This window comes from Bacillus sp. FSL K6-2861, from assembly GCF_038630725.1.
GTDB classification, from domain to species: Bacteria; Bacillota; Bacilli; order Bacillales; family Bacillaceae; genus Bacillus; species Bacillus velezensis.
Genome location: NZ_CP152037.1, coordinates 1,598,476 through 1,611,594, shown reverse-complemented (window position 1 = coordinate 1,611,594; position 13,119 = coordinate 1,598,476). Strand labels below are relative to the sequence as shown.

General features: G+C 48.1%; 14 protein-coding genes and 1 riboswitch. Of the genes, 1 reads left to right on the top strand and 13 read right to left on the bottom strand.

Translation table 11 applies throughout. The annotated features are described in order from the left end of the window. Positions 1-73: 73 nt before the first annotated feature. The 5 genes from rpoZ to NYE62_RS07975 form a co-directional block, all read right to left on the bottom strand. Positions 74-277, bottom strand: coding sequence for a DNA-directed RNA polymerase subunit omega (gene rpoZ / locus NYE62_RS07995; RefSeq protein WP_003154346.1), 204 nt, complete (start codon positions 275-277; stop codon positions 74-76). A gap of 3 nt (positions 278-280) precedes the next feature. Next, positions 281-895 (bottom strand): guanylate kinase, encoded by a 615-nt coding sequence (gene gmk / locus NYE62_RS07990; protein WP_003154347.1) that lies wholly within the window; start codon positions 893-895, stop codon positions 281-283. Between the two features lie 7 nt (positions 896-902). Continuing rightward, positions 903-1,172: an extracellular matrix/biofilm regulator RemA gene (remA, locus tag NYE62_RS07985; protein WP_003154355.1), complete on the bottom strand. Its 270-nt coding sequence runs from the start codon at positions 1,170-1,172 to the stop codon at positions 903-905. Between the two features lie 76 nt (positions 1,173-1,248). Then, the gene (locus NYE62_RS07980; RefSeq protein ID WP_144664705.1) at positions 1,249-2,124 is read right to left on the bottom strand and encodes a YicC/YloC family endoribonuclease; all 876 of its coding nucleotides are present in this window, start codon (positions 2,122-2,124) and stop codon (positions 1,249-1,251) included. An 81-nt stretch (positions 2,125-2,205) separates the two neighbouring features. Next, on the bottom strand, positions 2,206-4,878 hold the full coding sequence (locus NYE62_RS07975) for a calcium-translocating P-type ATPase, SERCA-type (protein ID WP_342497351.1): 2,673 nt from the start codon (positions 4,876-4,878) through the stop codon (positions 2,206-2,208). 119 nt (positions 4,879-4,997) lie between these two features. Between NYE62_RS07975 and NYE62_RS07970 the strand changes: the two genes are divergently transcribed. Continuing rightward, positions 4,998-6,704, top strand: coding sequence for an NFACT RNA binding domain-containing protein (locus tag NYE62_RS07970; RefSeq protein ID WP_342497350.1), 1,707 nt, complete (start codon positions 4,998-5,000; stop codon positions 6,702-6,704). A 119-nt stretch (positions 6,705-6,823) separates the two neighbouring features. Here NYE62_RS07970 and NYE62_RS07965 read toward each other — a convergent pair whose 3' ends face one another. The 8 genes from NYE62_RS07965 to NYE62_RS07930 form a co-directional block, all read right to left on the bottom strand. Then, positions 6,824-7,018: a hypothetical protein gene (locus NYE62_RS07965; protein ID WP_251257591.1), complete on the bottom strand. Its 195-nt coding sequence runs from the start codon at positions 7,016-7,018 to the stop codon at positions 6,824-6,826. Between the two features lie 130 nt (positions 7,019-7,148). Further along, positions 7,149-7,637, bottom strand: coding sequence for a bifunctional precorrin-2 dehydrogenase/sirohydrochlorin ferrochelatase (locus tag NYE62_RS07960; RefSeq protein WP_144664708.1), 489 nt, complete (start codon positions 7,635-7,637; stop codon positions 7,149-7,151). Further along, positions 7,618-8,403, bottom strand: coding sequence for a sirohydrochlorin chelatase (locus NYE62_RS07955; protein WP_144664709.1), 786 nt, complete (start codon positions 8,401-8,403; stop codon positions 7,618-7,620). Before NYE62_RS07955 ends, NYE62_RS07960 begins: the two co-directional genes overlap by 20 nt. Then, positions 8,404-9,177 (bottom strand): uroporphyrinogen-III C-methyltransferase, encoded by a 774-nt coding sequence (cobA, locus tag NYE62_RS07950; RefSeq protein ID WP_144664710.1) that lies wholly within the window; start codon positions 9,175-9,177, stop codon positions 8,404-8,406. Positions 9,178-9,301: 124 nt separating this feature from the next. Beyond that, the gene (gene cysC / locus NYE62_RS07945; RefSeq protein ID WP_144664711.1) at positions 9,302-9,895 is read right to left on the bottom strand and encodes an adenylyl-sulfate kinase; all 594 of its coding nucleotides are present in this window, start codon (positions 9,893-9,895) and stop codon (positions 9,302-9,304) included. Between the two features lie 13 nt (positions 9,896-9,908). Beyond that, positions 9,909-11,057 carry a sulfate adenylyltransferase gene (gene sat / locus NYE62_RS07940; protein WP_144664712.1) on the bottom strand — a complete coding sequence of 383 codons (1,149 nt, stop codon included), beginning with the start codon at positions 11,055-11,057 and terminating at the stop codon, positions 9,909-9,911. A 48-nt stretch (positions 11,058-11,105) separates the two neighbouring features. Then, on the bottom strand, positions 11,106-12,170 hold the full coding sequence (locus NYE62_RS07935; RefSeq protein ID WP_144664713.1) for an inorganic phosphate transporter: 1,065 nt from the start codon (positions 12,168-12,170) through the stop codon (positions 11,106-11,108). Positions 12,171-12,182: 12 nt separating this feature from the next. Continuing rightward, positions 12,183-12,884, bottom strand: a complete 702-nt coding sequence (locus tag NYE62_RS07930; RefSeq protein ID WP_003154369.1) for a phosphoadenylyl-sulfate reductase — start codon at positions 12,882-12,884, stop codon at positions 12,183-12,185. 127 nt (positions 12,885-13,011) lie between these two features. Next, a riboswitch (SAM riboswitch) is annotated at positions 13,012-13,116 on the bottom strand. Positions 13,117-13,119: the final 3 nt, after the last annotated feature.

Here is a 13,119-nt window from a genome sequence, read left to right as displayed (position 1 = left end):
ATGAAAGCATTGGACAAATCCCAAACGGAAAAAAATAACAACCTATGTAGAGATAGGTTGCTACGTGTGCTTGTTATTCGCTGTCTTCTCTTTCAAACGAAAGCAGGCCCGCGTCTATTTCTTCTAAAGCTTTGCCTACATATTTGTGAGAAATGGTATGTTCAATCTGCTGGTCCTTTTTGATCTGCATTTCACGCGCGCGTCTTGCAGACACGGTCACCAGCGTATATTTAGAATCTAATTTATTCATTAAAGAGTCAATTGACGGATCTAACATAAGTTATTCTACCTCCAGCATTTTCTTATATCTCGGAGCGACGCGTTCACGTTTTAAGTGCTCGGCGAGAACGATTGCGTTAATCTTATCACAAGCCGTTTGGATATCGTCGTTTTCAACGACATAATCATACGCGTCCATCATTTCGATTTCAGCTTTTGCGGCATTCATTCTGTTTTCGATTAAATCGTCGGTTTCAGTCCCTCTTGTCACGATTCTGTTTTTCAGCTCAGAAAGACTCGGCGGCGCTAAGAAGATAAACAGGCCTTCCGGAAATGCATTCCGCACTTGGAGCGCGCCCTGCACTTCAATCTCTAAGAAGACGTCTTTTCCTTCTTGAAGCGTCTGTTCGACATAATCAACGGGCGTTCCGTAATAGTTGCCGACATATTCCGCCCACTCAAGCAGTTTGTTGTTTTCAATCATGCGTTCGAATTCATCTCTGGATTTAAAGAAATAATCGACGCCATCGACTTCGCCCTCTCTCGGGTTTCTCGTCGTGACTGAAATTGAGTATTCAAATTTCGTGTCCTGTTGTGAAAATATTGCTTGCCGAACCGTTCCTTTTCCAACTCCGGAGGGACCTGAGAGAACGATTAATAACCCTCTTTCTTTCATGCGGCAATTACCCCTGCCCTTCATCCATAATTTCTTCTTTCACAGAAAGTCTGTGTGCAACTGTCTCAGGCTGGACGGCAGATAAGATAATGTGATCACTATCCATGACGACAACTGCACGGGTTCTTCGTCCGTATGTAGCGTCTATTAGCATTCCGCGGTCTCTTGCATCCTGGATCATTCGCTTTATTGGCGCAGACTCCGGGCTGACAATCGAAATCATCCGATTGGCGGAGATGATATTGCCAAATCCGATATTAATCAGTTTAATCGTCATCTTCTACGTTCCCCCTGTAAAATAGACGTCTCTAGTGTAACCTGAAGAGGCCGTCTGTAAACAATACGCACAGTCGCTATTCTATATTTTGCACTTGTTCCTTCAATTTTTCAATAGAACTTTTCATTTCAACGACAAGCTTTGTGATTTGATGATCATTGGCTTTTGAGCCGATCGTATTCGCTTCTCGGTTAAGCTCCTGAACAAGGAAATCAAGTTTGCGGCCGACTGCCCCGCCTTCTTTTAATATATCACGGAATTGAACAAAATGGCTCTTCAACCTGGTAATTTCTTCCGTTATATCAGAACGATCGGCGAAAATGGCGCATTCCGTGATCAGCCTGCTTTCGTCGAGCGCATCCTCCGTCCATTCCTTCATTCGGGCGTAAAGACGCTCGCGGTATTGAATAACAACGGCCGAAGCGCGCTCTTTCACCTGTTCGGACAGCGTCTCAAGCCGCTCAATGTGCAGAAAGCAGTCTTCCGCCAAAAGCCGTCCTTCTTTTTCTCTCATGTCACAAAGTTCCTTTACAGCCAGCTCAGCGGCTTCCCTGATGACTTCTTCAAGCTTGTCATCACGCATCTGTTCTTCGTGTATCTGCGCAATATGTTCAACTTTAAAGAACTCCATTGCATCGGGTTCTGCGGCCAGGCTGTAGCGCTCTTTCATGACGCGTGCGGCGCTCACATATTCATCAAGGAGCTCCCAATCGATGTTCAGGCTTCTTTTTATGAGCGCGTCACTGTTTACAGTGAGAAACAGCTCTACTCTTCCGCGCTGTATATGCTGCAATATCGTTTGTTTCAGCTTATCCTCTACATATAGCAAAGGCCGTGGCAGGCGGGCGTTCACTTCTTTGAACCGGTAATTGACGGATTTCAATTCAACGGTTGCCGAGAGATCGCCTTTTGTGCTGCTTGCGCTGCCGAAGCCTGTCATACTCCGTATCATATGAAACACCCAATTCTTTCCCGTTATCAAAATAAAAGGGCAATAGACATGCTATTACCCCTAAGATTATATCATATGGAATTATTTTTTTCTTGTCAAAAGTGAACCCGCCAGCAAAAAAGTAGGTATGCCCGACATACCGATAATCAGCATCCAATCGCCCGGCGTAATCGGCACTGTTTTGAAAATCGGCTGCAGCGGCGGATAATAGATGACGATGACCATCAGGAAGATAGAAGAAATGATGGCCCCGAGCAGATAGATATTTTCAAACGGATTCCGGGAGAAAACAGACGTTTCGCTCCGGCAGTCAAACACGTGTATAAGCTGAGCCAGGACAAGAGTCGCGAATGCAACGGTCTGTGCGTAGGGCAGATTTTCAGGATTGCGGTGATAGACGATGATAAACGCTAAAATGGTTGCAGCTCCGATTAAAAACCCTCTTGATACGACTTTCCAGCCCAGTTTTCTCGCAAACACTCCTTCTTTCGGATGCCGCGGCTTCCGCCTCATCAGGTCTCCTTCCGGCTGATCCATACCGAGGGCCATCGCCGGCAGCCCGTCAGTGACTAAGTTCACCCACAATATCTGAATCGGAACGAGCGGCAGCGGCAGAGCGAGAAGCATCGCAAACAGCATCACTAAAATTTCACCTACGTTGGAGGCGAGCAAATACCGGACGAATTTTCTTATATTTTCATAGATATTCCGTCCCTCTTTTATGGCTGATTTAATCGTAGCAAAGTTATCATCTACCAGAATGAGAGAAGAGGCTTCCTTTGCCACATCCGTTCCCGTCACGCCCATGGCAACACCGATATCTGCCTGCTTTATGGCCGGCGCGTCATTAACCCCGTCTCCCGTCATGGCGACGACGTGTCCGTTTTCCTGGAACGCTTTGACGATTTTCAATTTATGTTCAGGCGACACGCGTGCGAAGACGTAGACATCATCGACCGTTTCGATAAGTTCTTTCTCCGTAAGCTCATTCAGCGCCTTCCCGTCCATCACATGCCCCTTTTTCGGAAGAAGACGCAAATCTTTTGCAATGGCCTTTGCCGTTTCGACGTGATCCCCTGTGATCATAACCGTTTTAATGCCGGCTTCACGGCATTCTTTAATCGCCTGTCTGACCTCCGGACGGGGCGGATCAATTATGCCTGACAAGCCGAGCATCGTCAGATTTTTTTCCGCCTGCTCCATTGTCGGCTTTTCTCCGGGCTTAAGCGGTTTATAAGCAATCGCGATCGTACGCAAAGCTTGCGACGCCAGCTCTTTCAGAACCGCTTCCGTTTCTGCTTTCTTTTCTTCTGAAAAAGGCGTACTTCTTGCGCCGTGCATCAGATGTGACGAGCGGTCAATCAGCACATCGGGCGCTCCTTTAGTGATGACGAACTGCTTTTTTTCCTGATCCTCTACAATGACGGTCATCATTTTGCGGACGGAGTCAAACGGAAACTCGGCAACCACGCGGTAGTGCCCGTTGAGCCAATCGTTTGAATAACCGCCCTTTCTTGCAGCCGTCAGCAGCGCTCCTTCTGTCGGATCGCCGTCGAGTACATAACGGCCGTCTTTCAGTGCGATTTCGGATGTGTTGCACAACGCGCCGAAAACCAGCATCTGTTCAAGAATCTTCTCATCTTTCGGCTTGATTTCCCGCTCATCTCGGGTGAAAACGCCCTCCGGCTCATAGCCGATGCCTGACACTTTATAAATTTTGCCGCCTGACCACATATGGGTGACGGTCATTTTGTTTTGTGTCAGCGTGCCGGTTTTATCAGAACAAATGACAGAGGCGCAGCCCAATGTTTCAACCGCCGGGAGCTTTCTGACAATTGATTTTTGTTTGATCATGCGCTGGACGCCGATTGATAATGCCACCGTAACAATGGCGGGAAGCCCTTCCGGAATCGCGGCGACGGCCAATGACACCCCGGCCAAAAACATGCTGTAAAGATCATGTCCCTGTAAGACGCCGACTGCAACGACCAATACCGTTAAAAGGAGCGCGACGATAATTAAAATTTTGCCGAGCTCTTCAAGTCTTCGCTGCAGCGGTGTTGAAAGGCTGCCGGCGGATTCCAGCATATCGGCGATTTTCCCCATTGCCGTATTCATTCCTGTACCGACGACGACGCCGACACCGCTGCCGCGCGTTACAATCGTACCCATAAACGCCATATTGCTGATGTCGCCTAACGAAACATCCGGCTTTCTCAGTTTATCAGCTTGTTTAACCACCGGAATTGATTCCCCGGTCAGCGCCGATTCCTCAATTTCAAGGCTTTTTGCTTCAACGATCCGCACATCCGCGCCAATCCGGTCTCCGCTTGAAAATTTCATAATATCGCCGGGAACGAGCTCCTTGGACTGAATCTTCTTCCAGCTCCCGTCCCGCAACGCTGACACATACGGCGTTGACAGCTCTTTTAATGCATGTAAAGACTTTTCCGCACGCCGCTCTTGAAAAAAACCGAGAACCCCATTGACAAATACAATCGCCATAATCGCTACGGCATCTACATATTCGCCTAAAAACCCGGATATTAAGGTTGCCGCCAGCAGCACGAGCACCATAAAATCTTTAAATTGGGCGAAAAACACGGCGATCGCCGGTGTCCTCTTGCCCTCCTGAAGCTCGTTCGGTCCGTGCTTTTCAAGGCGTTTTTTCACCTCTTTTTCGGTCAACCCCTGTTTAATGGACGTATTTGTTGCTTTCAGCAAATCGGTTTGTCCCATTTCATGAAACTTCATTCTTCTCGTCCACTCCCCTGCCTCGCTTTAGAGATGTCACTCTGTAAACAAGCTTATTCTGACTCGTCCCTTTTCATGCTATAATTATCGAATGCAGGAAGAAGGAAAGGGTGTTTTATATGTCTTTTGATGGCATGTTTACATACGGAATGACACATGAATTAAACAGCCGGATCGCCGGAGGCCGGATCACGAGAGTCCATCAGCCTTTTAAACACGATGTGATATTTCATATCCGCGCTAACGGAAAAAACCATAAATTATTATTATCGGCGCATCCGAGCTATTCACGGGTGCACATGACAAACCAGGCCTATGAAAATCCGAGCGAGCCGCCGATGTTTTGTATGCTGCTCAGAAAGCATATAGAAGGCGGATTTATTGAGAAAATAGAACAGGCCGGATTAGACCGGATTATGATATTCCGCATAAAAAGCAGAAATGAAATCGGCGACGAAACCGTCAGAACGCTGTATGTTGAAATTATGGGGCGGCACAGCAATATTATCCTGACTGACGGAGAAGGAGCCATCATCGACGGACTGAAGCATTTATCTCCGTCGATGAACAGCTACCGGACCGTTCTGCCGGGATATGATTACAAGCTTCCTCCCGCTCAGGAAAAAATTTCGCCGCTTGCCGCGGATGAAGAGGACGTTTTGCGTTATCTCAGTTTTCAGGAAGGACGGCTTGCCCAGCAGATCGTCAGACACTTCTCAGGTGTTTCTCCGCTGTTTGCAAAAGAAGCCGTGCACAGAGCGGGTCTCGCTAACAAAATAACGCTGCCGAAGACGCTGATTGAAATGTTCCATGCCGTGAAAGATTGCAGGTTTACACCAAACATTACGACAGCCGGCGGAAAGGAATACTTTTATCTCCTGTCTCTCACACATGTAAACGGAGAGGAGCGCACCTTTCACTCTCTGAGTGAGCTGTTGGACCGGTTTTATTTCGGCAAGGCGGAACGCGACCGCGTCAAACAGCAGGCTCAGGATCTCGAGCGGTTTGTCGCAAATGAACGAAAAAAGAACGCCAATAAGATAAAAAAGCTGGAAAAGACGCTCGACTACTCAGAAAATGCGAAGGAATTCCAGCTATACGGCGAACTGCTGACGGCAAATTTGTATATGCTGAAAAAAGGTGACAAAGAAGCGGAAGTCATCAATTATTATGATGAAGAAAGTAAGACGGTGACCATCCCTTTAAATCCGAACAAAACACCGTCAGAAAACGCGCAGATGTATTTTACAAAGTATCAAAAGGCGAAGAATTCCGTCGAGGTGGTAAAAGAACAGATCCGTCTGGCCGAGGAGGAAATCACTTATTTCGATCAGCTGATCCAGCAGCTCTCCTCCGCCTCCACAAAGGATATTCACGAAATAAGGGAGGAGCTTGTGGAAGGCAAATATCTGCGACCGAAACAGCAGCGAGGACAGAAAAAACAGAAGCAGCACGTTCCTGTTTTGGAGCAATATGAATCTTCACGGGGATTGACGATTCTTGTCGGCAAAAACAATAAACAAAATGAGTACTTAACGACAAAAGCTGCCGCAAGGGATGATTTATGGTTCCACACGAAAGACATTCCGGGTTCCCACGTTGTGATTAAAAGCAGCGATCCGGATGAACAATCCATACTGGAGGCGGCTGCGATCGCCGCTTATTTTTCCAAAGCGAAAGATTCCGGCTCCGTTCCGGTTGATTATACAAAAATCAGACACGTGAAAAAGCCAAACGGCGCAAAGCCCGGATTTGTCACCTATGACAGCCAGCATACCGTATTTGTCACACCTGATGCCGACCTTGTCATACGGCTGAAAAAATAAACGCACCTCCAAGCTGAAACCCGCACTCAGCTTGGAGATGTTTTTTATTACTTATAAACGGAGACGAAACTCTCCCCAGCCGTCAGAACCGATCTTTACAGTATCTGGTCGGTTTCCCGTCATGTCTGCCTGATCCGCCGGGGGCCGTCTCTGATTAAAGCGGTCACACCTGATTTGGCGGCGGATACTGTCACCTTCCCCTCGCCAAACCTGAACACATCCGGGCAGTCAATATAATCATGCCGGGTCTCTGACCGTTCCTTTGTATGCGGGCGGAATCCAGGCGGCATTGGGATCAGATAGATATTCCGCATCACTTCGCAATCCTGACTGCTTGCTGGCATATACCATTCAAACTGCCCGCTTTCGTTTTGAATTGTTCACATTCGGGGACTGTCAGGACAGTATAAAAAATACCTTGCCTGGTGACAGACAAGGTGTTTTTTATGGTCTTCTTCTTTTCTCAAATAATCGATCCACTTCTTCAGCCAAATCAACAGTAATGAGAGGCTCTATGTCCTCAGCCAGTCTTTTCGTATGTGCCGGGCTTGCGCCGCTTGTTGATACGGATACTTGAATGCGCCCTTTGCGGATGATCTTCGGCATATACACGCTGCCCTGTTCAGCATCGCTTGCACAATTGACCAGCTGCGTTTCAGAAGCGCTCGCGGCTATCTCCTGATTCACGCTCCGGTCATTTGTCGCGGCAATGATGAAAAAAGCGGGCGCAAGATCCTTCATTTTAATTTTACGGGAAACCCAGCGGATACGTCTTTCATCCGCAAGCTGTTTAATTTCAGGCAGGGCATCGGGACTGATTACAGTAATATCCGCGCCTTCCGGAAGCACCGTTTTGAGCCTTCTTAAGGCAACATTGCCTCCGCCCGCGATGATAATTCTTTTTCCGCTTAAATTAATGTGCAGAGGCAGCATACTGTCTCCCCTTAAAATCAAACTGACCGCCGGGGTTTCGAACAGCTTCTGACACACGGTTCAAGAACGCCTGCTTAATATGCGGGTGAAAACCTAAGTATGAAGCGATATGAACATTTTGATTGATCGTTTGAAGCTTTTGAACTTCCCGTTCAATCTCAGTCATTAAAAGCCCGGTAAACAGAAGATATGGAACGATAAAAACGGGTGCTCCGTCATCCTCTTCAAGACCGGCAAACACTTCTTTATAGTGCGGGTTACATGCTGTTAAAAAACAAGGGATGACTTCTTTAACAGGTGTAATCGCCTCAAGTTTTCCGGCAATCTCACTGACTGCGTTTTTAACTGCCGGATCTGTGCTTCCTCTTCCGATCAGCACCACTTTCGCCTGCTCAATGGGCACTCCGGTATCTTCAATGCGATGATGCACCGCTTTTACGACTTCATCGTCCACTCCGATCGGAACACCATATGTCACTTTTATATCGGGATGCAGGGCCGCCGCACGAGCGATTTCAGCCGGAATGTCATGTTTTGCGTGGGCAGCGGTCAACAGCAGTAAAGGCACGGCCGCAATATGAGTGGCGCCTTGTCTGACACATGCTTCAAATCCCGCTTCAATAGACGGTTCCTGCAGTTCTAAAAAACAGATTTCCTGAATGGGAGCGTCAGCGTGCGGCATGCACCCTTTTAAAAACGCCGCCGACTCTGTCTGCGCTTTTTTCAGCCTGCTTCCGTGCCCGATGTATAAAATCGCCTGCTTCATTTACAACGCCTCGCTCAAATCCAGATTTTTCTGTTCAGATGCATACCAGTCCAGTTTGCAGTGATAATTGACGACATCACCGATAACAATTAAGCTCGGGTTTTTGATTTCTTCTTTTATCACTGTGTCTGAAAGCGTGCCGACGGTGCAGACGACTGTTTTTTGCCTGTCCGTCGTTCCCCAATGAATAAAGGCTGCCGGGGTGCCGGCGTCTCTGCCGTTTTCCAGCAGCATTCTTTCAATCTGCCGGATATTTTTAATTCCCATATAAATCACCAGCGTATCAATGCCCGTCGCCAGCGCTTTCCATTTTTCTTCAAAGTCGTCTTCTTGTTTATAATGCCCCGTAACGAATGCGACATTGGAGCTCGCCTCTCTGTGTGTCACGGGAATGCCGGCATAAGTAGCAGCCGCGATTCCTGATGTAATGCCGGGAACGATCTCAAACGGAATGGCGTTTTGCGCGAGAGCCTCCGCTTCTTCGCCTCCGCGGCCGAAAACAAACGGGTCGCCTCCCTTGAGCCTTACAACGGTTTTCCCCTTTTTCGCATACTTCACAAGGAAACGGTTGATCGTATCCTGTTTCATAATGTGAAAATCCGGGAGCTTGCCGCAGTAAATCAGATCCGCTTCTTCTCCGGCATACTGTAAAATCTCTTTGCTTACCAATCTGTCATATAATATAACGTCCGCTTTCTGTATGGCTTTCATTGCCTTCACCGTTAATAAGTCCGGATCTCCCGGACCGGCTCCAACGATAAATACTTTCCCCATAGCATGTCTCCCCGATCCGTTTTGAAATCTTCCCAGAACAGCCGCGAGGCCGCACTTCAGCTATTTTACCATATCCCGCCATTGCGGGGGATATCCGGCTGATTGCGCGGCCTTTTTGGACCTATTATGCTAAGCTGTTTTTCACAAAGTCAACCAGTCTTCCGGTGCATTCTTCGCGTTCACATTTGCCTGAATCAAGTACGAGCTCAGGCGCTTTCGGCTCTTCATACGGTGAGTCGATCCCCGTAAAGAACGGAATTTCACCATTTCTTGCTTTTTTATATAAACCTTTCGGATCGCGCTTTTCACATATATCGAGGTCGCATTTCACGTAGATTTCATTAAATTCGCCCTCTGCCACAAGCTCTCTCACCTGATCTCTGTCCTCACGGAACGGAGAAATAAAAGCCGTGATGACGATGGTTCCCTGCTGAACGAAAAGCTTCGCCACTTCCCCGATGCGGCGTATATTTTCCGTGCGGTCATCATCGGAAAAACCTAAGTCATTGTTTAAGCCGTGGCGGATGTTATCACCATCAAGCACGATGACTTGATAGCCCTGTTCAAACAGCTCGCGCGCTGCGGCGTTTGCAATCGTGGATTTCCCTGAACCGCTTAAGCCCGTCAGCCAGAGGATAGAGCTTTTATGCTTGTTTTTCTGCTGGTATTCTTCTTTCGTTATTGAGGCTTCATGCCACACGATATCACGATTTGTCACTCTATTTTCCTCCTTAAGAAACGCCTGCTTCTTCTTTCGTTTTCAGCCCTTTAATCAACACCTCGACAACTTCAGGACGGCTGAATTCCGCCGGCGGCATGACACCGCTTCGCAGCATTTCTCTGACCTTTGTTCCTGACAGAATGACGTGGTCTTCTCTGTCATGCGGGCATGTTTTGGCCGTTCCCATGTTGCCGCATTTCCGGCAGAAGAAGCTGTGCTCGAATTTCATCGGTGTAATCCCGAGTTCATCCGCTGTAAATTGATCAAACAGCTCTTGCGCTTCATATGTGCCGTAGTAATCACCGACGCCGGCATGATCGCGGCCGACGATAAAATGCGTGCAGCCGTAGTTTTTGCGGACAAGCGCGTGGAAAATGGCTTCTCTCGGCCCCGCATACCGCATAGCCGCCAAAAATACGCCGAGGAAAACGCGGTCTTTCGGATAATAATGATCGAGCAGCACCTGGTAGCTTTCCATTCTGACATCCGCCGGAATATCATCTGATTTTGTTTCACCGACGAGCGGGTTCAAAAACAGGCCGTCAACCGTCTCAAGCGCGGTTTTTTGGATATATTCGTGGGCGCGGTGGACCGGATTTCTCGTTTGGAAACCGACAATGGTTTTCCAGCCCTTTTCTTCGAAGCTTCGTCTTGTATCGGCAGGTTCAAATGTAAACTCGGGAAACTGCTTTGACGCTTTTTTAACTAATGTGATCGGCCCGCCGACATACGTATCGCCGCGTGAAAATAATTTTTTCACGCCCGGATGCGCGGCATCATCGGTTTTATATACGTGAACGGCTTCTTTTTGTTTATCCGGCGTATAAATATCTTCGATGTCGACTACGCCGTATGTGTCTCCGCCGTAAGTCAGTTTCACCGTGTCGCCGACGGCAAGCTCAGCCGCTTTTTCTGAATCGACCGGAAGCGTGATCGGCAGGGACCAGACAACCCCGGATGCCAGACGCATATTCTCAACGACTGACACGTAATCTTTTTCTGTGAAAAATCCTTCAATCGGGCTGTACCCCCCGATCCCGATCAGCTCTAAATCAGCGAACGAAATCAAATCAAGCTCAATTTCTTTTTGGACGGATGTAAGATCATACTGCTCATTCACCCGATTAATTAATGTTCCTCCGTGCGGTGCTAAACTCATAATACATGATTCCTCCCAGTTAACAGATAAATAAACTCAGATTAATAGTTAAATGCCTCCGCCTTGTTCATGGACAGAGCGTTTCTCTTTTCGGATGGCTTTCATCAGACTGGCGGCTCCGCCAGCTGCCAAAAGCACGCTGGCCATCATAAAGATGGAATAGTAATCTCCTTTTAACAGCAGGGAGACAAGCAAATACGAAATCGACAGTGACAAAAACGGAGAAACGACCCATACTTTGAGCATCGTTTTCACGACTTCTTTATGAAAAACGTTCGGCCCGTTTTTGGCCATTCCGATGCCGATAATTGATGATGATGTGACTTGCGCCAATGGGACCGGCAGACCGAAGACGGAACTGATAATGACAAGCCCCGCGCCGGTTCCGGAAAGCAGTATGCCTTCTCCGGCTGAAAATCTCGTAATCTTTTTCCCGTTGGTTTCAAGCACTTTACGTCCTAAAAGCAGAGCGCCGAGAGCGACAAAGATGCCTCCGTACAGCGTTCCTTTGGACACGCTGAGCACGCCCGCAGCAACCAAAGGGCCCACCGCATTTGCGACATTGTTCATTCCGGCTGAAAAAGCTTCCCAAAACCCCGCAATCAGCAGCACAATCCCCAAAATCTTCTGTTTCCGATTCGAAATGACTCGAATATTCAGAGAACTGAATACCTTCGAGACGAGAAACGTGAAACAGAACGCGACAAACGGTACGAGCACCCAAAAAATCACGATGACCAAAAGATGCTGTAAAAACAATACTTTGTACGCGACGCCGACACCGACAATCGCCCCGACAGTGACCTCACTCGTCGACAGCGGAATGCCGAGCACATTCGCCGTGAATAACGATAGCGCCGCCGATCCGATAATAATGCAGACAATGGTGAGCGTAATGGTTTGTTCGGGAATGATTCCGCCGCTGATCGTCTTAACGACTTCACCGCCGCCGATAACCGCCCCTGACAGAACTCCGGCCGCGCAGATGATCAGCGCATACGTTTTCTTTTTAACGGCGCCGGACCCGTAAGCGACTCCCATTGAAGCCGCGGCCCCGCTGGCTCCGATATTCATGGCAAAAAACAGGCAGAATAAAATAGCGGCTAATTCCATCGGGCAGCTCCTTTATTCATGCAGTCCGCATTCTGTTTTCGCCATGCCGTTCCATCTGCCGCTCCGCAAATCTTCCGCGGTAAACGCAGGTGAAGTGCACGGTTCACAGCCGATGCTCGGATACCCTTGATCATGGAGGATATTGTAATCCAGCTCATGCTTGGAAGTATATCTCCAGATGTCTTTCCATGTCCAATGGATCAGCGGGCATACTTTAATCGATTGAAACTTGTCGTCTTTATTCAGGAAATTCGTATTCGCCCGGCTCGGTCCTTGATCCCGGCGAAGGCCGGACAGCCATGCCGGATGCCCTGCGAGCGCTTCTCTTAACGGCAGAATTTTTCTGATGTAGCAGCACTGGTTCGGTTCTCTTTCCCACAGTTTATCTCCGTGAGCCTCGGCCTGTTCTTCAAGAGTAAGGCTGGGCTTTTTCAGGATAATGTTCAGTCCCGGGTAACGCTCTTTCACTTTTTCGATCGTTTCATATGTTTCTTTAAAGTGAAGACCCGTATCAAGAAACACGATTTCCGCGTCTTTCTTTACTTTAGAAATTAAATCGATCAGGACGATGCCCTCAATCCCGAAGCTGCACGCGTAAACAAGCTGGTCTCCGTAGTGGCCGTATGCCCATTTTAAAACAGACAGCGCGCCTTTATAGGAATCGTCTTCCGGAAATGTAATCGCCGGCTCTTCCCATGTGTCATACGTTAGCATTTTTCCTTTCCTCCTCCCGGAGACAATCAAACAGCTGTTGTTTTCTGCCGGTTGTCTTATCCCTCAATCTTTTTTTCATATAAAAAACTTTCAATCCAGCGGAATGAAAGACAGTGACCCGGTATAGCCCTTATCTTCAAAATGCTGTGCATTTTTCTGGATGCGGCACCTTGCATGACACGCAGGTTGCCGGGCGTCATCGGTCCAGTCCCTCAGCCGCTCTTGATAAGCTTTT

Bases quoted from the DNA above. Each gene is read 5' to 3' on its own strand.
- rpoZ (WP_003154346.1), bottom strand. From the start codon at position 277: ATGTTAGATCCGTCAATTGACTCTTTAATGAATAAATTAGATTCTAAA.
- NYE62_RS07955 (WP_144664709.1), bottom strand. From the start codon at position 8,403: ATGAAGCAGGCGATTTTATACATCGGGCACGGAAGCAGGCTGAAAAAA.
- NYE62_RS07935 (WP_144664713.1), bottom strand. From the start codon at position 12,170: ATGGAATTAGCCGCTATTTTATTCTGCCTGTTTTTTGCCATGAATATC.
- NYE62_RS07960 (WP_144664708.1), bottom strand. From the start codon at position 7,637: ATGCTGCCTCTGCACATTAATTTAAGCGGAAAAAGAATTATCATCGCG.
- NYE62_RS07965 (WP_251257591.1), bottom strand. From the start codon at position 7,018: ATGCGGAATATCTATCTGATCCCAATGCCGCCTGGATTCCGCCCGCAT.
- NYE62_RS07975 (WP_342497351.1), bottom strand. From the start codon at position 4,878: ATGAAGTTTCATGAAATGGGACAAACCGATTTGCTGAAAGCAACAAAT.
- NYE62_RS07980 (WP_144664705.1), bottom strand. From the start codon at position 2,124: ATGATACGGAGTATGACAGGCTTCGGCAGCGCAAGCAGCACAAAAGGC.
- cobA (WP_144664710.1), bottom strand. From the start codon at position 9,177: ATGGGGAAAGTATTTATCGTTGGAGCCGGTCCGGGAGATCCGGACTTA.
- NYE62_RS07930 (WP_003154369.1), bottom strand. From the start codon at position 12,884: ATGCTAACGTATGACACATGGGAAGAGCCGGCGATTACATTTCCGGAA.
- gmk (WP_003154347.1), bottom strand. From the start codon at position 895: ATGAAAGAAAGAGGGTTATTAATCGTTCTCTCAGGTCCCTCCGGAGTT.
- NYE62_RS07970 (WP_342497350.1), top strand. From the start codon at position 4,998: ATGTCTTTTGATGGCATGTTTACATACGGAATGACACATGAATTAAAC.
- remA (WP_003154355.1), bottom strand. From the start codon at position 1,172: ATGACGATTAAACTGATTAATATCGGATTTGGCAATATCATCTCCGCC.
- sat (WP_144664712.1), bottom strand. From the start codon at position 11,057: ATGAGTTTAGCACCGCACGGAGGAACATTAATTAATCGGGTGAATGAG.